The 21847-nt window shown below is 35.5% G+C and carries 17 protein-coding genes, 1 tRNA gene and 1 other RNA gene; 4 read left to right on the top strand and 15 right to left on the bottom strand.

The window, feature by feature from the left end:
• Nucleotides 1-425: 425 nt before the first annotated feature.
• The 11 genes from recR to gltB all read right to left on the bottom strand — a co-directional run bounded on the left by recR (nt 426) and on the right by gltB (nt 14954).
• Entirely contained in the window at nt 426-1022 is a 597-nt protein-coding gene (recR, locus tag JVV30_RS09235; RefSeq protein WP_053030221.1) for a recombination mediator RecR, read from the bottom strand.
• A gap of 5 nt (nt 1023-1027) precedes the next feature.
• On the bottom strand, nt 1028-1345 hold the full coding sequence (locus tag JVV30_RS09230; RefSeq protein WP_001213992.1) for a YbaB/EbfC family nucleoid-associated protein: 318 nt from the start codon (nt 1343-1345) through the stop codon (nt 1028-1030).
• Nucleotides 1346-1500: 155 nt separating this feature from the next.
• Nucleotides 1501-3213 carry a DNA polymerase III subunit gamma/tau gene (dnaX, locus tag JVV30_RS09225; protein WP_070854413.1) on the bottom strand — a complete coding sequence of 571 codons (1713 nt, stop codon included), beginning with the start codon at nt 3211-3213 and terminating at the stop codon, nt 1501-1503.
• Between the two features lie 68 nt (nt 3214-3281).
• Nucleotides 3282-3809, bottom strand: a complete 528-nt coding sequence (locus JVV30_RS09220; RefSeq protein ID WP_053030223.1) for a GNAT family N-acetyltransferase — start codon at nt 3807-3809, stop codon at nt 3282-3284.
• 303 nt (nt 3810-4112) lie between these two features.
• An RNA gene (gene ffs, locus JVV30_RS09215) (signal recognition particle sRNA large type) lies at nt 4113-4382 on the bottom strand.
• 91 nt (nt 4383-4473) lie between these two features.
• Nucleotides 4474-5199 carry a trehalose operon repressor gene (gene treR, locus JVV30_RS09210; protein ID WP_070854409.1) on the bottom strand — a complete coding sequence of 242 codons (726 nt, stop codon included), beginning with the start codon at nt 5197-5199 and terminating at the stop codon, nt 4474-4476.
• 21 nt (nt 5200-5220) lie between these two features.
• The gene (gene treC, locus JVV30_RS09205) at nt 5221-6855 is read right to left on the bottom strand and encodes an alpha,alpha-phosphotrehalase (RefSeq protein WP_070854407.1); all 1635 of its coding nucleotides are present in this window, start codon (nt 6853-6855) and stop codon (nt 5221-5223) included.
• 250 nt (nt 6856-7105) lie between these two features.
• Nucleotides 7106-8554: a PTS system trehalose-specific EIIBC component gene (treP, locus tag JVV30_RS09200; RefSeq protein WP_070854406.1), complete on the bottom strand. Its 1449-nt coding sequence runs from the start codon at nt 8552-8554 to the stop codon at nt 7106-7108.
• A 191-nt stretch (nt 8555-8745) separates the two neighbouring features.
• Nucleotides 8746-8838, bottom strand: a tRNA-Ser gene (locus JVV30_RS09195).
• A 113-nt stretch (nt 8839-8951) separates the two neighbouring features.
• On the bottom strand, nt 8952-10415 hold the full coding sequence (locus tag JVV30_RS09190; protein ID WP_070854404.1) for a glutamate synthase subunit beta: 1464 nt from the start codon (nt 10413-10415) through the stop codon (nt 8952-8954).
• A gap of 18 nt (nt 10416-10433) precedes the next feature.
• Nucleotides 10434-14954, bottom strand: a complete 4521-nt coding sequence (gltB, locus tag JVV30_RS09185; RefSeq protein ID WP_204194034.1) for a glutamate synthase large subunit — start codon at nt 14952-14954, stop codon at nt 10434-10436.
• 162 nt (nt 14955-15116) lie between these two features.
• Here gltB and gltC point away from each other — a divergent pair, with 162 nt between their 5' ends.
• The 3 genes from gltC to JVV30_RS09170 all read left to right on the top strand — a co-directional run bounded on the left by gltC (nt 15117) and on the right by JVV30_RS09170 (nt 18054).
• Complete coding sequence (gene gltC, locus JVV30_RS09180; protein ID WP_053030229.1) at nt 15117-16004, top strand: glutamate biosynthesis transcriptional regulator GltC; 888 nt, start codon at nt 15117-15119, stop codon at nt 16002-16004.
• A gap of 122 nt (nt 16005-16126) precedes the next feature.
• Nucleotides 16127-17248, top strand: coding sequence for a YibE/F family protein (locus tag JVV30_RS09175; RefSeq protein ID WP_070854400.1), 1122 nt, complete (start codon nt 16127-16129; stop codon nt 17246-17248).
• Complete coding sequence (locus tag JVV30_RS09170; RefSeq protein WP_053030231.1) at nt 17245-18054, top strand: YibE/F family protein; 810 nt, start codon at nt 17245-17247, stop codon at nt 18052-18054. Before JVV30_RS09175 ends, JVV30_RS09170 begins: the two co-directional genes overlap by 4 nt.
• 140 nt (nt 18055-18194) lie before the next feature.
• Here the strand turns inward: JVV30_RS09170 and JVV30_RS09165 are convergent, their stop codons facing one another.
• Together JVV30_RS09165 and JVV30_RS09160 are read right to left on the bottom strand one after the other, a co-directional pair.
• Nucleotides 18195-18659 (bottom strand): GNAT family N-acetyltransferase, encoded by a 465-nt coding sequence (locus JVV30_RS09165; RefSeq protein ID WP_070854399.1) that lies wholly within the window; start codon nt 18657-18659, stop codon nt 18195-18197.
• A 7-nt stretch (nt 18660-18666) separates the two neighbouring features.
• Complete coding sequence (locus JVV30_RS09160; RefSeq protein ID WP_070854397.1) at nt 18667-19056, bottom strand: NUDIX hydrolase; 390 nt, start codon at nt 19054-19056, stop codon at nt 18667-18669.
• 127 nt (nt 19057-19183) lie between these two features.
• Between JVV30_RS09160 and JVV30_RS09155 the strand changes: the two genes are divergently transcribed.
• Nucleotides 19184-19462 carry a hypothetical protein gene (locus tag JVV30_RS09155; protein ID WP_053030234.1) on the top strand — a complete coding sequence of 93 codons (279 nt, stop codon included), beginning with the start codon at nt 19184-19186 and terminating at the stop codon, nt 19460-19462.
• Nucleotides 19463-19618: 156 nt separating this feature from the next.
• Here JVV30_RS09155 and JVV30_RS09150 read toward each other — a convergent pair whose 3' ends face one another.
• Together JVV30_RS09150 and gmpC are read right to left on the bottom strand one after the other, a co-directional pair.
• Nucleotides 19619-20608: a LysM peptidoglycan-binding domain-containing protein gene (locus JVV30_RS09150; protein WP_053030235.1), complete on the bottom strand. Its 990-nt coding sequence runs from the start codon at nt 20606-20608 to the stop codon at nt 19619-19621.
• A gap of 380 nt (nt 20609-20988) precedes the next feature.
• Nucleotides 20989-21834 (bottom strand): dipeptide ABC transporter glycylmethionine-binding lipoprotein, encoded by an 846-nt coding sequence (gene gmpC / locus JVV30_RS09145; RefSeq protein WP_070854396.1) that lies wholly within the window; start codon nt 21832-21834, stop codon nt 20989-20991.
• Nucleotides 21835-21847: the final 13 nt, after the last annotated feature.

The following is a 21847-nucleotide window of genomic DNA, read 5'->3' as shown; positions in this document are numbered from 1 at the left end:
CAGTTTTCAATGTTCATTTTTTGTTACCACAAGAATTAATTATACTCGCTATCAACAATAAAGTCAATAACTTTTTTTATTAATTTTTGAAGTGTTTTAATGTTCGTTGATTTGTTCCGCTCAACAAATATATACTATACAGGCATTTATCCATTTTAACAACAGTAAAAATTACACTTTATCCAGTGTAAAAAGTTCTAAAACACTTAATAAACGAACTTTAGTTAATAATAATAATTAAATAGTTCGTTTATACGTATTATATCGTTTTCTATACCCACTTTAATGCGTTTTAATCACTCGAATAACAAACTTTAAAAAATTTACATTTTTTTAAAACAAATTAAAAAAAAACGCTATTGCAAATTGAAATATAACCGTTATAGCTATATTTGCTATCAATTTGCTAATAGCGACTCTATGTTTTACATTTCTGTTCTTCCTGCTATTGCTTTAGATAAAGTAACTTCATCAGCGTATTCTAAATCTCCACCTACTGAGAGTCCTTGGGCTAACCTAGTGACTTTAATTCCAATAGGTTTCACCAATCTAGATATATACATCGCCGTTGATTCTCCCTCTAAGTTAGGATTCATAGCTAATATTAATTCTTTAACCTCATCATCTTTTAATCTATCTATTAATGTCGGTATATTAATATCTTCTGGCCCTATTCCATCCATTGGAGAGATTGAGCCATGTAGTACATGGTAAAGTCCTTTATATTCTCTCATCTTCTCCATCGCAATAACATCTTTATCATCTTCAACTACACATATAACTGAGCGATCACGTTGCTTATCTTCACAAATATAACAAGGGTCATTCTCAGTTATATGACCACATACACTACAATAAGTAAGCTCACGTTTAACATCTACCAAGGCTTTAGCAAATTGGACTACATCGTCTTCTTTCATATCTAAAGTATGAAATGCCAGACGTTGAGCCGTCTTGGGACCAATGCCTGGCAGTTTCATAAAACTATCTATTAATTTAGATATAGGTTCAGGATAATGCATCTATATTACATTCCCGGAATATTTAAGCCTTGTGTGTGCTTACCTAAACGTTCTTGAGTTAATTCGTCAGCTTTATTCATCGCTTCATTCGTTGCTGCTAAAACTAAATCTTGTAGCATTTCGATATCATCTGGATCTACCGCTTCTTCTTTAATTTCAACATCTACAACTTCTTTGTGACCAGTAACTGTAACAGCTACCATGCCACCACCTGCAGTACCAACAATGCGTTCTTCTTTTAATTTTTCTTGCTCTTGAGCCATTTTCTTTTGCATTTTTTGCATTTGTTTCATCATTTGTTGCATATTTCCGCCACCGCGCATAATATCATTTCCTCCTTGAATGTATCGACATTATCTATTAATTTATATTTTATTATACATACGTTTATATTTATTGTCATGTATCTCTGTTTCTAGAATCAATTCAACAATCCTATACTCAAATCAACTTCTTACTATTAATATAACAAAAAGGATTATTCATCTATTAAATGAACAGTTTCTTCACCAAATAAGTCACGGGCTTTCTGTGCTACATCTGTGTCTTGCTTACTTTCTTCACCATTAGTTGGTGTTGTTTGATTATCTTTATCTTGTTGCTTTCTACTATTAATATATTCAGTTCTTACTCTCATCCATTGATCTGAAGGGACGCCCACTACTTCAACATTCTTATTAATGATGTTTCTCACTACATTTTCAATACTAGTTCGTTTTTCATCATCTCTATTAACAATTTCACAGTGTATCTCTTCATCAAACTGAACTAATACGCGTTTTTCACTAGCAGCTACAGGAATTGAGTTTTGTAATAAACTTACCAATGATTTCTTATCATTCTTTTTCGCATAGTCTACTACTTCTAGCCAGTGTTTCTTCAATAGTTGAATATCTTCTTTGTTTGCTTCGTCTAATACTTTAGCAATATTCGTCATTGAGAAAGTACCTTTATTCTGACGTCTACCACGCGTGTTCGTTTGTGTAGCATGCTGTTTTGAATTTGCTGGAGTGATGCCTTGAGCTTTGAGTGTTTTTAGTTCATTTTCTAGTTGTTCCATACGTTGTAACAACACGTCATTATTAGGTTGTGACGCAACTTGTGTTGTCGCAACATTTGTTACAGTGTCAGGCTGTGATTTCATCATTTCAGCAATTTTTACTAGTAACACTTCAAAGTGCACATTTTGGTTCACACTAAAACGTATCGATACTAAAGTATCGTTAATGATATCAATCATATGATAAAGCGTATCTAAATTAAAATTCATTAGCGCATCGAATTCTGCATGATTATCGACCGTTTTATTCATAATTGTATCGCGAACAAAATAAATCATATCATTAATAAGACGGTTTACTTCTTTTCCTTCTGAAATAAATTGATGATAGCGTGTAAATGCATTTTTAACATTTCCTTCAACAACGTCTTTAAATAATTCATTTAATGCCGCTTCATCCACACTACCCGTTACATCTAATACATCTTGTAGTGTAAGATGCTCATCACCAAATGCGATAGCTTGGTCCATAATACTTAGCGCATCACGCATACCACCTTCAGATGCTTTAGCAATAAACTCAAGGGCTTCATTATCATAATCTAAATGTTGTTCTTCAGCTACAAAGCGCAAGCGATCTGTAATTTGTTCTGTACCTATCGCTTTAAAGTCAAAACGTTGCGCTCGCGAAATAATCGTAGGCGGGATTTTATGTGGTTCAGTTGTAGCAAGAATAAAAATAGCATGTGCCGGTGGTTCTTCGAGTGTTTTTAATAGCGCATTAAACGCACCAGTTGTTAGCATGTGCACCTCATCAATAATATATACTTTATATTTCGACTCACTAGGCGCATATTTAACTTTATCTCTAATGTTTCTAATTTCATCTACACCATTATTACTTGCAGCATCAATCTCAATCACATCGCCATTCGTACCTTGCGTAATACCTTTACAAATCGCACATTCATTACATGGTTCGCCATCTTGAGGATTTAAACAATTTATTGCTTTAGCAAACACTTTAGCAATACTCGTTTTACCAGTTCCACGAGGGCCACTAAAGATATAGGCATGTGATTGTTTACCTTTGGAAATGGCGTTTCGTAACGTCTTAGTTACATGTTCTTGCCCCACAACATCCTGAAAGCTTTGGGGTCTAAACATTCGATACAAAGCTTGATAATTCACATCCGCACCTCCGTTAACAATTACTCTACATTATATCACGCATTATCGCCTTATTATCAATGAATTTATTATGTCATATCTGCGTCTTGCACAATACCATGTGGATAATCATCCAGTTGATCCCATAGAAATTTAACACGTAACATAGACGCATCTGTTTCTTTTGAGAAAATATGATGTTTGTCTGCCGATTCATAACCTAACCCTTCGAAATACTCTGGACAACACCCCACAATGATAGTCGTATAGTGTTGTGATTTCGCGCGTTCTTCAACAGCTTGGACTAAGGCTTTGCCCAACCCTTCATTACGATATGGCTGTTCAACTATAAGGGACGCTAATTCTAGTGCTTTGTAACGCTGGTTTCCAGCATTCAAATTAATCTCGCTAAGCATGACATGTCCTATAATATCGCCCGATTCATCTTTAGCAATGACTTCGAGTTCATAATTATAATTCGCTGCTTGACGTAATTTTGAAATGAGTGCACGTTGTCTTTGACCAGCACCTTGATGTTTCTCATCATAACTTGATTCTATTCTATTCAAAGTTTCGCTATAATCCATTTCCGTTAATGTACTTAAGAATAATCGCATATTGACCCCCTCTAATGCGTCAAAGTGTTCTTCGTTCGACACTTGGACATATCGCTTTCCCGTTTTTATTTATCTATATTTTATACAAAAAAATGGGAGCAGGACAGAATTCTGTTTAAATTCGTTGTCCCACCCCCTCAAGGATGACTAGAACTGAGAAATGCTTGATTTAAGCGCCTTCTCAATTTAGACAGCTACTGCGAACTCGCAAAGTAGCATCATTACATTATTTATATTACAGGCTCTCTTTTAAATTTATACTAAAAATTTGATTTATTTCGGTTAATTTAACGTATTAAAAAACCGTGCACCTTCGAATCGAGTGTGTATCACAAACGTTACCGAAGTCGACAGCTAAATCTCGGCTACCCTACGGCACATATGAGGATCCACTTAATGCTGCTTCCGTCAGGACCTGACATGATTCATGGGTTCATATTGCATAGGACCGAAATCTTCAAACACTACGTGCTTCGGGCAGACTTCACAAAAACACACCCTCAACAAAGGAATTAAGTCTCGCATAAAGCGGATTTCGAGTACAGGGAACCGCTACCTCCCCACCTAGCACGGTAAGTTTTATAATACTATAAACGTTCTTCCTATTGCAAGTGTAAAGTTTTAATTCTCCATATCATCGACTCAAAAATAGCTTGATGCCATCTTATAATTTATGTCGTCTTGAAAATTCTTGGAATTTAAATTCTGTTGCTAAATGCTTCGACACATTATATTGGAATGGCGTTGTGTTATTTAAATAAACGACACTTCTCACTGTTGCAGTATATGGTGGTTGTATTTTACCGAAAACATCATAGGCACTTTCAGTAAAAGGCTCAAACGTAATCGATTTGCTTGAATAACTGATATCTAATTCTAATTGTGTTTCTAAATAATGATAAATAGAATCTTTTGCTACTGAATTCGTAATGCCCGGAACGATTGAAGCTAAAAAGTAGTCTTCATCTAAAATCTTCACTCTATGATTGATACTTCTTGTACGTACAACATGAATCAGTTCCTCATCACCCTTAAGATTCAATTGCGTTTTAACATAAGGTACCGAGTTGGCTTTAATCCGTTCGTTAATGAGTACTTCAGTTTCATGTTTCAAACCCAGTTCTTCTTGCACTTCTTTAAAGCTAATTAATTCTGAAAATGGGAACTCCGTAACACCTTGATCAATAACAATAGAGCCCTTACCTCTAATTTTTTGAATCATACCATCATTTGCTAACAAGTCCAGTGCTTTTCGAACAGTTTCACGCGATGTGCCATATCGTGTTACCAATTCATGTTCTGACGGAAGTTGTTGTCCATTGGTATATACATCTTCATATATTTGTTGTTTGAGTTGTTCATATATCGTTATGAATTTTTGTGTTGCCATGTCCTTCTCCATTACATCAATCTATTGAACATCAATGACAATTGCACCAAATGGAGATATTTCACCATTTTCTATTGTGCCATTTTGAATAATAACTGTTCCTTGTCTATTGATGTCTTCAGGTAATTTTACTGCTTCTTTTGAAAAGTTAGCAACCACGAGCCATGTTTGACCATCATAATTTCGGCGGTACATGAATAAGTGTGGGTGTTCCATATATAACGGCTCGATGTCACCATAAGTGATAATATCATGTTCATGACGCAATCGAATCAGTTCGCGATACGTGTGTAGTACGGATGTTTTGTCCTCAATTGCTGCTTCTACGTTAATATATTGCGCATTGTTTGGTATATCAATCCAAGGCGCACCAGAAGTGAAACCTGCTTGCTCACCTGATGTCCATTGAATAGGTGTTCTAGAATTGTCACGTGATTTTTGCCCTAGAATAGTTAAAATTTCACTTTCATCTATACCTTGTTCTTTTAAGTTATCATAGGCATTACGTGACTCAACATCACGATATTGTTGAATAGAATCAAAGTGCGGATCCGTCATACCGATTTCCTCACCTTGATAAATGTATGGTGTACCTTGCAACATATGCAATGCAATAGCTAACATCTTAGCGCTTGCTTGTCGATTTTCTTCTGTAGAATCATCACCGAAACGAGATACAACGCGTGGTTGATCATGATTGCACCAGAAAATCGCATTCCATCCGCCACCTTCGTATATTCCAACTTGCCAATCCATCAATATTTCTTTTAGTTTTAAAAAGTCTAATTTCGCATTTGACCACTTTTCTCCATCAACATAATCTACTTTTAGATGATGGAAGTTGAAGACACTACTTAATTCTTGTCGGTCAGATTTTGTATATTTGATACAATTATCAATGGTTGTTGATGACATTTCTCCTACCGTCATCATATCTTTATCTCCAAATGTATGACGATTGAGTTCATGTAGATACTCATGTACATGTGGTCCGTCAGTATAAAACTCTTTTCCAATTTTAGGAGAATCCTTAAATTCACCTTTAGAAATAAGATTAATTACATCAAAGCGGAAACCATCTACACCAAATTCAATCCAGTGGTTAACAACATCATATAAAGCCTGTCTCACTGCTTCATTATCCCAATTTAAGTCAGCTTGTGTGACATCGAATAAATGTAAATAATATTCATCTGTCTTCTCGTCGTATTGCCAAGCATTACCACCAAACTTCGATTCCCAATTAGTTGGAGGTCCATCTTGTGATGGTTTAAAGAAATAATAATCACGATACGGATTGTCTTTCGAACGGATCGCTTCTTTAAACCATTCATGTTCTGTAGATGTATGATTAATAACAATATCTATCATGACTTTTAAGTCTCTCTTATGTGCTTCACTGATTAATGTTTCAAAATCTTCTAGCGTCCCGAAGCGTTCGTTAATTTTCAAGTAATTGCTAATATCATAACCATTATCATTCATCGGCGATTCATAAACAGGTGTTAACCAAATGTAATCAACACCTAAATATTGAATATAGTCTAATTTTTCAATAATTCCTTTTAAATCTCCCTCACCATTACCTGTTGTATCGTTAAATGATTTGGGATAAATTTGATAAACGACAGACTTTTTCCAATCTTTTTGTGCCATGTATACTCACCTTTCGCTTATTAATCGTATTAATTTGATTTAAAAGGAGTGGGATAGAATTTTTTCGAATTCGTTATCCCCCTCCCAGTTTGCTTAACTTGTAAGATTTCTTTATGAAATTCTCTCTGCAGAGCCCGCCTGTAAGAATGACTAGAACCGAAAAAACTTGATTTAAATGCCCACTCAGTTCAGTCAGCTACTGCAAAATTGCAAAATAGCATTTTATATTTCAACGTCTTTATTTGTAAATTTATTTAGCTGCTGTTTCTTCAGGGTTTTCAACCATCTTCTTAGCTTTAATTGTTGTAAATCTTGCAAAGACAATTGTCAAAATAGCTGGTATTACCACAGCAAGTAATGTAACCGGCATATAAATAAACCAAAATTCACTTTGAATTGAAATGAAGGCTGGAACACCACCTACACCGACACTACCCAATACCTTTTTAGCACCGATAATAGCACCTAAAACGCTTGATGTACAAATAGCAGCAAAGAAAGGTACTTTTAACGGTAAATTCACACCAAACATTGCAGGTTCTGTAACACCTAAAAATGCTGATACACTTGAAGTTAAGGCTAAACCTTCTTCTTTTACCATTTTGCGTCGTCTATAGATAAACCACGCTCCAAACGCTGCCGATCCTTGACAGATATTAGATATTGCAACGATTGGCCATAAATATGTACCGCCCAGTTTGCTTCCCATTAATTGGAAGTCAACTGCCAAGAACATATGGTGTAATCCCGTAATAACAAGTGGTGCATAGAAGAATCCATAAATCGCACCGCCTAACCAACCAGCATGTTCGAAGACAAATTGAACTGCACCAGTAATTCCAGTACCTATCACAAGTGCAATCGGACCAATAATTATAAATGCTAAGAATCCAGTGACCAGTAATGCTACTGGTCCGACAACTAACATTTTAATTGAGTCATGAACAACTTTATTTAGTGCTTTTTCAATGAGTGATAAGACATAGGCTGCAATTAAAACTGGTAAGACTTGGCCTTGATAGTTTAATTGTTTGATTTCAAGCCCAAAAAGATTCCATGTCGGAATATGGCCTTTAGCAATGTCATATTGTGAAACTAACTGTGGATGCATTAGGATAAGTCCAAGTACTAAACCTAATATTGGACTACCACCAAACACTTTCATACTACTCCAACCAATTAACGCTGGTAAAAAGATAAACGCTGTACTTGCGATGACGTTAATAATATTCGATATATCACCCAACTGAGGATATTGTTCAACAAGTGGTTTAGGGCCAAATAATTTTTCCATAGTAAGTAAATTATTAATCCCCATTAAGAGACCTGCTGTAACTAATGCCGGTAAAATCGGAATGAAGATATCTCCCAATAGTTTTATAAGTCGTTGTAAAGGATTGCCTTTTTTCGCTGCAGCAGCTTTTGCCTCATCTTTTGAGGATTCTGCTACACCTGTCTCTTGAATAAATTGTTTATACACTTCGTCCACGGTACCAGGTCCTATAACGATTTGGTATTGGTTATCCGCTTTAAATTGACCTTTAACAAGTGCATTATCGTCTAATGCATCTTTATCAACTTGATTGTCATCTTTTAACACTAAACGCAGTCGTGTAACACAATGCGTTGCAGTTTCAATGTTTTCTTGCCCACCTATTGCTTTGACGATATCCTGCACATCTTTTCTTTTTACAGCCACGCCTTTCACTCCCTTATTTTTAATAACCCAAGTATAACTTGTCTAGACAAGTTTTGTAAAGGCTTTCATAATATTGTTTAATTTTTATTCTAGAATGGACGCTAAATGCAATAAAAAAGACAAGTACTCAACATATTAAACATTGAGTACTTGTCTTTTTTATATTTATTAGTCTTGGATTTTAATTATAATGGCGGAGGAAGAGGGATTCGAACCCCCGCGGCCCGTTAAGGCCCTGTCGGTTTTCAAGACCGATCCCTTCAGCCGGACTTGGGTATTCCTCCAATGAACACAATAAATATCATATACCACGGTTCATTGGAAGTCAATCACTTTTATAGTCAAAATGTAAAATTATTCATTTTTATTTTTAGTACGCGCTTATACGTCATTGAACTTACACGAATACCTTTTGTTTTAAGAAGTGATCTACTGATTGAGCAACGCCACGCCCTTCTTTAATTGCCCAAACTACCAAACTCTGACCTCTTCGCGCATCTCCAGCGGCAAAAATCTTTTCTTTATTAGTACGATAGTCTTTATCGTTGGCGATAATTTTATTTTGTTGCGTCGCAATATCAAATGACCTTGGGACAGTTGGTTCTGTGCCTTCAAAACCGATTGATAAAAGAACTAGATCTGCTGGCCAATGTCTTTCAGTACCATTTACAACAACCATTCCTTCTGGTGTTTCTTCTAAAATTTGTGTGTATACACCACGAACATTACCAATGTGATCTACATCGTACCGCATTGTTTGAACACCATAGGCACGCGGTTCTCTACCGAAACGTGCTTCATATTCTTTGTGTGCATAATCCATTTTGAAGACAGGTAATGCCAATGGCCATGACGTATTACTTTCAAATGCGATTTCTTCAGGTGCTTTTGTATATTTGTTGAATTGTACTATTGACTTACAATTCTCACGTAATGCGGTAGCGACACAGTCTGCACCAGTGTCACCAGCACCAATAATGATGACGTTTTTCCCTTTAGCCGTTATTGTTGGTTCATCTATTTCACCATTTAATAACTGAGTCTGTTCAGTTAAATAATCCATAGCAAAGTGTATCCCTTGGCCCATGCGCCCTTCTAATGGTAAGTCGCGCGCTTTTTGAGCACCCGTACATAAGATAATAGCGTCATACGTCTGCTCTAATGTTTCACGTGATATATCTACACCAATGTTGGTATTCGTCTTAAAGGTAATACCCGCTTCTTTCATTAATGCGATACGACGACGTACAACCTCTTTATCTAATTTCATATTTGGAATACCATACATGAGTAAGCCACCCGCTTCAGCAGCTCTTTCAAACACTGTCACTTGGTACCCCTTATAATTGAGATCTTCGGCAGCAGTAAGACCGGCTGGACCGCTTCCTACAATTGCTACAGATTGTTCTAATCGTCGCTTAGGATATTTAGGCTTAACCCACCCGTGTTCATAGGCTTCGTCAATAATCGTACGCTCAATACCTTTAATGGCAACCGATTCACGATTAATTTTCATAACACAAGACTGTTCACAAGGTGCTGGACAGACACGTCCCGTAAATTCAGGAAAATTATTTGTTTCACTCAAACGATGATAGGCAGACTCAAAATCTTGTCGATAAACTAAATCATTCCATTCAGGGATATAGTTACCGATTGGACAACCAATAGTTTCTCGCCCGAAAGGAAGACCTGTTTGACAAAATGGTGTCCCACAGTCCATACATCGTGCACCTTGAATGGACGCTTCTTCACGAGAAAATCGCTGTTGAAAAGCATCATGATGCTTCAAACGATCAACTAAAGACAGTTCAGATAATGATTGCTTTTCATATTTCATAAATCCCTTAAATTCCCCCATCACAGACCACTCCTTTCTTTAATAAATCACTGCTGGTTGTAATTCTTTGTCAATTGCCGTACGGTCATCGTAAAATGCTGCTAGTTTAGCTTCATCTATTTGTAGTAAATTACGATTTTGTAATTCAATTTTTTGCATCATTAGTTCGTAATCTTTTGGAATTACTTTGACAACTTTATCTGCCACATGTGCAAAATCATTTAAAATTGCTGCTGCTTTTGTACTTTGTGTATAGTGGTAGTGCTCTTCTAACATAGCTTTAAGTAACGTTTTCTCCTCATTATGCGTCACTTCCTTAAACGCTAAGGTTGGCAATTGATTCTTATGTTTAAATGATTCAATATCACTTGGGAATACATAACAAACACCACCACTCATGCCTTGACCAAAGTTCTTACCAACATCCCCTAAGTTGACGACATGTCCTCCGGTCATATATTCCAAACCGTGATCACCGATACCTTCGACAACCACATCAACTCCACTATTTCGAATACAGAAGCGTTCGCCAGCGCTACCATTAATAAAGGCTTTACCTTTTGAAGCGCCATAGAAGCATACATTTCCAGCTATAATTTCACGTTCTCGCTCTTTATTTGGCGCTTTAACAACAACTATACCGCCTGATAAACCTTTACCAACGTAATCATTTGCATCACCTGTATGTTGAATTAACAATCCTGACGGTGCGAATGCTGCTAAACTCTGTCCTGCATGTCCATGCGTTTTAGCTACAATAGTTGCTTCTGGTAAGCCATTAGCACCGTGTTGCTGTGTAATATAGCTTCCTGTAATAACCCCTACATCTCGTTGTTCATTATTAATCACATAGTTCCCTTTAAATACTTTTCCATCCTCAATACTTTGTTTAGCGTCTTTATAAAGATAATTTAAATCGAAACCGATATCTAAATGATGATTTTGATTGATTTCTTTTGCGTTAGGCCCATCAACTGAATCCAATAACTTTTCGATGTCCAATGTTGCTGCTTTCGAACGTTCATCGATTCGACTTGAACGTTGTAACAAATCGGTACGTCCGATCAATTCTTCAACCGTTCTTAATCCTAATGAAGCTAAGACCTCTCTTAACTCTTCAGCAATAAAATGCATAAAGTTAACAACGTGGTCAGCCTTACCTCTAAATAGTGCTCTCAAATCTTTATTCTGTGTCGCAATACCTACTGGGCATGTATCATTATGACAAACACGCATCATGATGCACCCTAAAACAACTAATGGCGCAGTCGCAAATCCAAATTCTTCAGCACCTAATGCGCATGCTAGCGCCACATCCCTACCCGTCATCAACTTACCATCTGTTTCTAAGCGGACACGGCTACGTAAATGATTTAATTTCAATGTTTGATGTGTTTCAGCTAAGCCAAGTTCCCAAGGCAATCCAGCGTGTTGAATACTTGTCTTAGGCGATGCACCTGTACCTCCGTCATATCCACTCACGACAATTTTATCTGCAAATGCTTTAGCAACACCTGATGCAATGGTTCCGATTCCTGTTTTTGAAACTAATTTAACTGCTACGTCTGCATTTCTATTCGCGTTCTTTAAATCATGAATAAGTTGCCCCAAATCTTCAATTGAATAAATATCATGATGAGGCGGTGGTGAAATCAACCCAATACCTGGCGTTGAACCACGTGTTTCAGCGATCCATGGATAAACTTTCGTTCCAGGTAACTGTCCACCTTCACCCGGCTTAGCACCTTGAGCAACTTTAATTTGTAACTCTTTTGCATGTTGTAAGTACTCGCTCGTTACACCAAAACGCCCTAAAGCCACTTGCTTAATCGCACTTGATAACACACTACCATCCGCTTGAATTTCATACCGTTTGGGATTTTCGCCACCTTCACCACTGTTACTTTTACCACCAAGACGATTCATGGCTTGGGCCAATGTTTGATGTGCTTCTTCAGAAATAGAACCGTAACTCATCGCACCTGTATTAAAACGTTTAACAATGGTTTCTACTGGTTCAACCTCACTAATATGAACCGGTCGCTGTGCTTTAAATTCTAATAAATCACGTAAATGATCGTTTCTTTGATCATGTACAGCATTAGAAAAAGCTTTAAACTGTGTATAGTCATTCTCACGACATGCATGTTGTAACAAGTGTATAGTTGTAGGATTAAATACGTGATGTTGACCTTGTTGGCGCCACTGGAAGACACTTCCCGAATCAAGGTACTCATTATGTCTTTGTTGACGCATTTTATTCTCTACGTCAATTTGTTGAATACTTAACCCTGATAATTTGGATTGTGTTCCAGTAAAATAAGCATCAATTACATCTTGGGATAAACCAACCGCTTCAAAGATTTGAGCCCCTTGATAACTTTGAACAGTTGAGATACCCATTTTCGCCATCACCTTAATAACACCTTCTGATAGAACACGTGTGTAAGTTTCAACATTATCTGAAAGCGTGCCTTCTAAACGATGTGTTTCAGTTAAATGGGCAATAGTTTGTTGTGCTAAATATGGAATGACCGCATTCGCACCATATCCTAATAAGCATGCCACATGGTGTACCTCACGCGTTTCACCAGATAGCGCTACTAAGCTCGTATCCATGCGTAAACCTTCTCTTATCAATAACTGGTGAATATGACTGATAGCTAGAAGTATTGGCATAGCGTAGTGTTGTTTCGATGCCTCATCCTCAATATGACAATCAATGAGTCCACTATCATCTAGGACTAATATCGTATAACCTTCTCGTGTAGCTTGTATTGCAGCGTCACCTAATCTTTCCAATGCCGCTTCAAGATGATCTTGATACAGTGTAGACAAGTGTTTCACGTTAAACTTACTTTGTTTAATCCTATTGAGTTGCGTTAGAGTCAAGACCGGTTTCGCTAATTGAATACGATCCAATACCGTTTCATCCGGATGGAATAAGTTACCTTCTCCACCTAAATATGATAATTCACTCGTTACAATCTTTTCACGATAGGCATCAATAGGCGGATTGGTTACTTGCGCAAATAACTGTTTAAAGTAATTAAATGATGATTCTGGTCTCTCGTTTAATACGGCAAGTGGTGCATCATACCCCATCGCACCTATTGGATCTTTCTTACCTTTCACTAACTCAGCCATATATTTATATATATCTTCTTTGGTATATCCAAATTGACGTTGTAACTTAAATAATATCTTGTGATTCAATGAAGGCTGGCGATAAGTTTGCGCTTCTAATTGTAAATCTATTTTATTGTTATCTAACCACTTCTTATAAGGATATTGACTGGCAATACGCGCTTTCAACTCATTATTTTCAATCACTTGACGTGACTCAAAATCTACAAGAAGTAACTTTCCAGGATTAAGTTGTCCTTTGTAAGCAACATTGTCTTCTGGTACATCCACAACACCTACTTCAGATGAAAAGACAATGAAATTATCTTTTGTAATTGTATAGCGACCTGGTCGTAATCCATTACGGTCAGTTAATGCACCAATTTTATCTCCATTACAGAACGAAATCATCGTTGGACCATCCCATGGTTCCATCAAATAACTATAAAATTCATAGAACGCACGAACATTCGCATCATTTTCTTTGTTATATAACCATGGTTCAGGGATAAGCAACATCGCAGCTTCTTCAGGTTCCATTGCCAATGATAGAAATTCTAGCGCATTGTCTACAATTGCTGAATCACTTCCATCTTCATCAACAATGTTCTGTATTTTACTATGCTCTTCGCCAAATAATGTTTGAATTAATTGTCTTTGACGTGCTCTCATCCAATTCACATTACCTTTAATTGTATTGATTTCACCATTATGCATTAATAAACGATTTGGATGTGCACGTTTCCAACTCGGAAAAGTGTTTGTACTAAATCTTGAATGTACTAAACCTAACTTAGATTGATAATCTTCATGATTTAAATCTAAATATAATTTTTTAATTTGATCTGAGCGTAACCACCCCTTATATACAATCGTCTTATGGGATAAGCTTGTAAAATAAAGACCTAAGTCTTGCTGTTCAGCATATTGTTCTATTTGCTTTCTTGCTATATATAATGGTTTAACCGGCGTTGCAATTGATCGAATATCTATAAACACTTGTTGAATGTGTGGCATTGTAGATGCAACATGAGGTGCTATGGCGTTGACATCAACAGGTACATCTCGATAACCAATTACTTTTAGGCCTTCACTTTGAAAGTAATGATTAAATTGCGATTCGTGTGTCGTACCTTGTATCTTTTCGTTAGAGAAAAAAAGACCTACCGCATAATCGCCCTCATTAGGTAAGTCTAAATCGACATGTGCTTCAAAAAATTGAAATGGTATTTCGGTCATAATACCTGCACCATCACCTGTTATACCATCTGCACCAACACCACCACGATGGTCAAGTCGACGTAACATTTCAAGTGATTTTTCAATAATATCGTGCGACCTTAAATTATTCATGTTTGCGTAGAAACCAATACCGCATGCATCATGTTCCTCACGGTAATCATATAATCCTCTTTTTAATCTTTCATCAAACATGATGCCCACTCCTTTTGAGAATTTTCAGAAAATTTACTGTTAATAATAATTAATATAATGTAAAATATTTATCTGAACAATATATTAATTAGATGACTTAATTCTAAAAATTAGAACAATCGACAATAAAATGTTATGCGCACAGTAGAAAGGAGCATTCATTTGGAAATTAAACAATTAAAATATTTCGTAGAAGTTGCACGTCGAGAACATCTCTCTGAAGCAGCACTCGAGTTGAATATTGCCCAATCTGCAATAAGTCGACAAATCACATTGTTAGAACAAGAACTACAAGTTACTTTATTTAATCGACAAGGGCGAAACATCCATTTAACATCACATGGTAAAGCGTTACTCACTCAGGCGACTCAGATTTTGGAGCAATTAGACGAAACAGTAGCGTTATTTCAACAAACTAATCACAAAAATGCGCGCATACTTAATATTGGGTTTGAAGAGAGCTATATTTCTCAAATGATTACTGCCATCATTCAAGCGTTTGAGCGCCAATATGATAGCATAATTGTTCCTCATATGATGTCATCATCTGAGATTTCTGAAGCGCTATATACTGGTAAAATTGATATTGGATTGGTCGAAATAAACACGGCTCTTCAGAAGAATGCTAATTTATCACTCAAACCATTATTTGAAGAAACATACCATGTTTATGTGCCTAAAGATGATGTGATTGCTTTATCTATAAATCCGCCACTAACTCAACTAGCTGAAACACAACTATTTACTTTGAAACCTTTAGCAACAACTATAGAAAGCCGTTTACAACATACTTTAAAGTTACCAATTCATATCATTGGAACGAAATCCCTAGCACACTATTTACTTAAGCATCACCGTGGCTATGTCATCTTGCCTGATTACTTATCATTGGAGAATGAGGTGGAGGCATTATGTGATATATCATTAGCGCATACAGAATTAAAACGCTCCTTTTGCGTCGCTTTCAAAAAAGATAATAAAAAAGTAGATATTCTCAATTTATCGAATTTAATACATCAACTTCTAAGTAAAGTGTCGACATACCATTAACAGTATGAGGTGATATGTCATAATTCAAATAGTTACTATTTGAATAATACAGTTGAGGAGCGTATAATCACTCTGACTTATTAAAGCGTAGAATTTCGAGTTATAAATGAGGGTTAAATATAATGAATGCACAAAATCGCAACTATTTTAGTCATCGTATAATGAATACCATTATTGTAATTATCGGATTATTTATCATCGGCGCCTTTATTTTTACGTTTTTCAATGCACGTTTCTATAACACCCCTATCGGTAAAGTGACACATGTAGAAATGAGTAACGCTCACAAAGTCGTTGATGAACAACATAATACCGACTTCAAATACAAACAACATTTAACAATAGAAATATTAAATGGTAAATATAAAGGTGAATCTACTACGATAGATAATACCTATGTCAAATCGCAAGCAGATTCAGAGCACTTTAGTAAAAATAATAAGGTCTTAATGCACATTCAAAACAGCCCGAAAGATGCAACGATCTTAGAGAAAAAACGCGATAGTCTTACTGTAGCAATTGTAGGTATATTTATTATGTCCCTATTACTGGTTGGACGTAATGTAGGCTTACAGTCTATCCTGTCACTTATCTTTAACACTGGTGCTATTTTAATAGCTATTGCAATCCATGATAAACATCCATCTACTCACCTATTCATTCTAATGAGTGTGGCGATCGTGCTGTCTACCATTGTCACGCTATTGCTCGTAACCGGTTGGCATATGCGCACTTGGATCACAACAATCGGTACGTTATTAGGTACATTTTTATGTATTGGTATCACTCAAATCATTATTCAATTAACCAATGGAGCTGGCATTAAATATGAAACAATGAGTTTTCTAACATTACCACCTAAAGATATATTCTTAGCATCCGTGCTTATTGGATCTTTAGGCGCTGTAATGGATGTCGCCATTACAATATCAAGTGGTATGTATGAAATCTTACAACGTACGCCTAACATTTCTTTATCGCGTTGGGCGCTAGCAGGTCGCAATATAGGACAAGATATCATGGGCACTATGACAAATATTTTACTTTTCTCCTACTTATCAGGAAGTTTGCCAATGTTTCTAATTTATTTAAAAAATGCTAACACATTTACATATACGATTTCGATGAATTGGTCTTTAGAAATCGCTCGTGCTATAACAGGTGGTATTGGTATCGTACTCACGATTCCAATTACGATTAGTCTGATGGTTATGTGGATGAAATGGAAGGGTGTGACAAGATGAATGCAGTCGTCCTACTAGCACTCATTTTATTTATTTTAATGCTTATTTTCGGCGGTAAAAAAGGATTAGTTTCATACTTAACGTTATTCCTAAACTTTATGATCTTACTAATCAGTATTGTGTTCATTTTATTTGGAACACCTATTTATTTAGTTTCATTAATATTTTGTATCGTCATTGCTGCTTGTAACTTGTTTATTTTAAATAGTTACAATATTAAAACCAAGGCTGCTTTTATTGCTACAATATTAACTACGATTTTATTAATATTAGGCATTTATTTATCTATAAGTATTGGCCATCTACAAGGGTTTACTACGGAACAACAAGATGAAACCTATATTTTTTCAATGAATATCGGTATCGATATGGTTCAATTCTCAGTATTTACGGTTATTTTAGCTGTTATTGCAGCTGTCATTGACTTAACGATAACGATAAGTTCACCTATGTATGAGCTCAATGAAACCAATCCTAATCTTTCACGCAAAGCATTGTTCCAGTCAGGTATGCGTGTAGGGAGAGAAATTTTAGCAACTTCTGCCAATACAATATATTTAGCTTATTTTGGGGGGCAATTAACACTATTCTTTTGGTTTTTCCAATTACATTATTCTTTCGGACACATTATTAACTCAAAGATATTTGCGCAAGAATTCATTTCTATCTTACTCGGTGGAATTGCTGTAGCGATTAGTATCCCTATCACAGCATGGATTACTGCATTATTAATAAAGCATCCTAAATTGAGTGCAAAGCCTTCACAAGAAGTTTCACAAACTTCAGAGCAAAACATCAATCATTAAATTGATAAAACAACAAGTGCCATACAATCTTGAAATAAGTTATCGAGATTGGGACAGAAGCCTTTATGAATGCCTTGTCCTACCTCATTTATTTCATATTGATTGTAATGGCACTTTTTTAATGCGCATATTTATAAGAGCTATATGTTCAAATTCATAATATAAACTGGTCGACCTTCTAAACGCGTCTCTCCAGTTATTGAATATTTGGCTTGTTTATACAACGCCATCGCTTTGTCATTGTCAGTATTTACAGTCAATATTATTTCATTAATATAGGGAAACGTTGCTTTAATATAACTTGGTAGTTGTTGAATCACAGCTTTTCCAACACCTTGACCACGATATCGTGCATCTACACTAAATGAACGGAAAAATATAGCATTTTGATGATCGCTATACGGTTTAACCCCTTGACCTTCATGTAATGTAAAGAAACCCACACATTGATCATTTAACATAACAAGTGTCGGATGACGCTCATTGTCCCCTTTAGCCGATGCAATATTATCATTAGGCGTTCGAGTGAATTTTCTATCTTCTGCTAATATTTCAAACCCATTTAATAGTGGTTGATCGTGAATTGAATATGGTCGTATTTCCATTTTCTCCCTACTTTCTCTCTGAAAAGGTCTCAATCCATTTTACAACAGCTGGTGCGATTAAGGTTGTATCAGATTTATCGAACCAACGAATATCTGTAATTTCATTATCAATTTTCACACTATCCCAATCAATTTTCTGTTGAACTTTAAATCCATTTAGTTCCGTTAACGTATTCTTTTGTGGGTAAGCATCCCCAACAACTGTACCTAAATATGTAAAGTCACTTTGTTCGAAAGCCAATTGTAATGCCTCTTTAACTTCTCGTTGTATCGCTTCTAATAGCGTTTCACCCGCATCAATTTTACCACCCGGGAAATAATATTTTTCTCTATTTCTTACTTGTACTAATAAGATTTGGTCATCTGTTTCTTCCACTAAACAAACACATTTGATCATACCTGCACACCTTTTCTATTAAATGTTTTGTACTTCAAAAATATATGTTAATTTAGTATGATGTTAACATATATTAATATACTAAATGTCCGTTTAGTGACATTTTGATATTCGGAGGGTATTATTCATGGCAAAGAAATCAAAATTAACACGCGTTTCAAATTTAGTAAGTACTGCAGGCTTTATCGTTGATGGTTACAACGGTATTAAATTTGATGCAAAAAATAAAAACCTAGTTTATTTATCTTTAGGCCTAAGTACAGTGGGTACACTTTTAGATTTCGTAGTATCAATGAAATCTCCTTACAAATTCCGTAAGTTATTTTCATTCGTTTCATTCATTATTAATGTTACACGCTTAGCTTCAAGTTTCAGAAAAGTTAAAGAAGATTATCAATTTCAATAAAATAAAAGGACTGGGTCAGAATTCTTATTGAATTCGTCTTCCCAGCCCTGCAAGGATGACTTGAGTTGAGAAACGCTTCATTTAAGTGCCTTCTCAATTCAGTCAGCTACTGCACTTTGGCTACATAGCCAAAGTATTATTTTTGTTTCAAGCTTTCTAATGAATGAATTTATAACTACGTACTTGGTACGCAGGAATTGTACGATATGTTAGAACACCTGGACTAGCACTAAAGTTCATTTCTGAAACTAAAATACTACCATTACTATTTACGCGCTCTACAAAAGCCACATGGCCGTAATAACCAGCATCTGATTGTGCAATTGAACCTACTGTTGGATTGCTATCAATGCGATATCCATCTCTAGCTGCCGCATTATCCCAATTATTTGCATTCCACCAATACGTACTGATTCCTTTTCCAATAGCAGCACGACGATTGAATACATGCCAAGTACATTGTCCCCAGTCATATAAGTTACTATGGTTAAATACTGGTGATGAATAGTAAGTTGATTGCGTTGAACGTGTTGTATACGTGTTTGAAGAAGCTGAACCACTCACTCTTAATGTTTGACCAGGATAAATAAAGAAATTATTCAATCCATTTAATTTCATAATATGTTGATATGTTGTACCATATCGGCTAGCAATAGATGATAGTGAGTCACCATAACGTACTGTATAAGTGCTTGATGATGCACCTGAATTTGAATTATAACTTGATTGAGAATTAGAGCTAGCAGAACCTGATACTTTTAATTGTTGACCAGGGAAAATTAAAAAACTATTTAATCCATTTAAATTCATAATATGACGATATGTTGTACCATATCGGCTAGCAATAGATGATAAACTATCCCCTGCTCTCACAGTATATGTACTACTTGAATTACCGTAATTTGAACGACTTGAATAATTAGAAGATCCTGATACTTTTAATACTTGGTTTGGAAAAATAAGATTTGATGATAAGCCATTTAATGATTTTAATTTAGATACAGTGATACCATAATGGTTTGAAATAGACCATAAAGATTCACCACTTCGAACTGTGTGCGTTGTTGATGCTTCAGCTTGATGAGCAAATAGTGTACTAAGTGCTCCTGTCCCTAATACTGCTGTTGCTAGAATTTTTTTATTCATACAAAGCGCCTCCTTAATCTTATGCTTGTTCATTGGGTTACTCACCACTTATTTCTAGTTGTACTAGACACTTATCTGTATTAAATCTTTATTACATACTTCTTTCTTTTATCCGTTCAAGTAGTGTACTTATACTAAATTAATACAATTTAGCATGATATTCCATTTCATTTTGATTACATGTCTATGAATTTTTTGTGCACTACTATAAAATTTCAAATAATATCCTTAGAAATATAATTTACTTTTCATAAGTGTATAACACATTTTCACCGATTAATGTAACGTGTTTGATATAAAATCGACTAAAATATGACGTATTCATCTTTTATTAATAAAGTCGCGTAAGTATTCATACCTTACCTGACTCATTTCAAATATTATTTAGTTAAACTATCTTCAATTTCTTTGATAGCTTTTTTTGATAAATTAACTGCTTTTTCTCCATTTTTTGTATCTTTTTTCAATGCTTCTTGTGCTTCTTTACCATGATAAAGTTCTATAATTTTCTTGAAAGTTTCATTGTCTACATCTTTAGAATTTACTGCTACAACATTAATATATGGTTTAACTGCATCAGAAGACGTTTTTTCTAAATAAATAGGATCATTCTTAGCATCTAATCCTGCTTTAGTTGCTACCCCATTATTAATTACTGAAAAATCAACATCATCTAAAGCACGCGCAGTTTGTTGAGCGTCTACTGCTTTTATTTTTATGTTTTTAGGGTTGGATTGAATATCTTTAATAGTTCCATTTAAACCAAAGTTGTCTTTAAGCTTTAATAAACCTGCTGATTCCAATAATTTTAGAGCACGTGCTTGATTTGATATATCATTAGGAATTGTAACTTCTGCACCATCTTTTATATCTTTAATATTTTTCACCTTTTTAGAATAAATGCCTAAGGGTGCTAAGACAGTTGTACTAATTGCTTCAATTTTGGCATCTTTATGTGCTTTTTTATACTCATTTAAAAAAGCAAAATGTTGAAATGCATTCATATCAATATCGCCATCACTCAAAGCTTTGTTTGGCACGTTATAGTCTGAAAAGTGTTTAATTTCAATATCAATATTTTCTTTTTTCGCTAATTCTTTAACTTTTTCCCATGCAGCTGTATCGTTTGAGGCTACGCCTAGCGTCACTTTTTTATTGTCTCCGCCTCCACCACAAGCTGCAAGGGCGATCAACGTCGCTAATATTAACCCAATAATCTTTTTCATTCACAAAGTCTCC

Source organism: Staphylococcus sp. GDY8P47P, from assembly GCF_016892225.1.
Classification (GTDB): domain Bacteria; phylum Bacillota; class Bacilli; order Staphylococcales; family Staphylococcaceae; genus Staphylococcus; species Staphylococcus borealis.
Note: the sequence above shows the minus strand (reverse complement) of the source record. Positions and strands in the feature narration are given on the sequence as shown.

Coding starts and splice junctions, on each gene's coding strand:
- JVV30_RS09230 (WP_001213992.1), bottom strand. CDS start 1,345: ATGCGCGGTGGCGGAAATATGCAACAAATGATGAAACAAATGCAAAAA.
- JVV30_RS09175 (WP_070854400.1), top strand. CDS start 16,127: ATGAATGCACAAAATCGCAACTATTTTAGTCATCGTATAATGAATACC.
- JVV30_RS09150 (WP_053030235.1), bottom strand. CDS start 20,608: ATGAATAAAAAAATTCTAGCAACAGCAGTATTAGGGACAGGAGCACTT.
- JVV30_RS09220 (WP_053030223.1), bottom strand. CDS start 3,809: ATGCGATTATTCTTAAGTACATTAACGGAAATGGATTATAGCGAAACT.
- gltB (WP_204194034.1), bottom strand. CDS start 14,954: ATGTTTGATGAAAGATTAAAAAGAGGATTATATGATTACCGTGAGGAA.
- JVV30_RS09155 (WP_053030234.1), top strand. CDS start 19,184: ATGGCAAAGAAATCAAAATTAACACGCGTTTCAAATTTAGTAAGTACT.
- treR (WP_070854409.1), bottom strand. CDS start 5,199: ATGGCAACACAAAAATTCATAACGATATATGAACAACTCAAACAACAA.
- JVV30_RS09160 (WP_070854397.1), bottom strand. CDS start 19,056: ATGATCAAATGTGTTTGTTTAGTGGAAGAAACAGATGACCAAATCTTA.
- gmpC (WP_070854396.1), bottom strand. CDS start 21,834: ATGAAAAAGATTATTGGGTTAATATTAGCGACGTTGATCGCCCTTGCA.
- JVV30_RS09165 (WP_070854399.1), bottom strand. CDS start 18,659: ATGGAAATACGACCATATTCAATTCACGATCAACCACTATTAAATGGG.
- recR (WP_053030221.1), bottom strand. CDS start 1,022: ATGCATTATCCTGAACCTATATCTAAATTAATAGATAGTTTTATGAAA.
- JVV30_RS09170 (WP_053030231.1), top strand. CDS start 17,245: ATGAATGCAGTCGTCCTACTAGCACTCATTTTATTTATTTTAATGCTT.
- treC (WP_070854407.1), bottom strand. CDS start 6,855: ATGGCACAAAAAGATTGGAAAAAGTCTGTCGTTTATCAAATTTATCCC.
- JVV30_RS09190 (WP_070854404.1), bottom strand. CDS start 10,415: ATGGGGGAATTTAAGGGATTTATGAAATATGAAAAGCAATCATTATCT.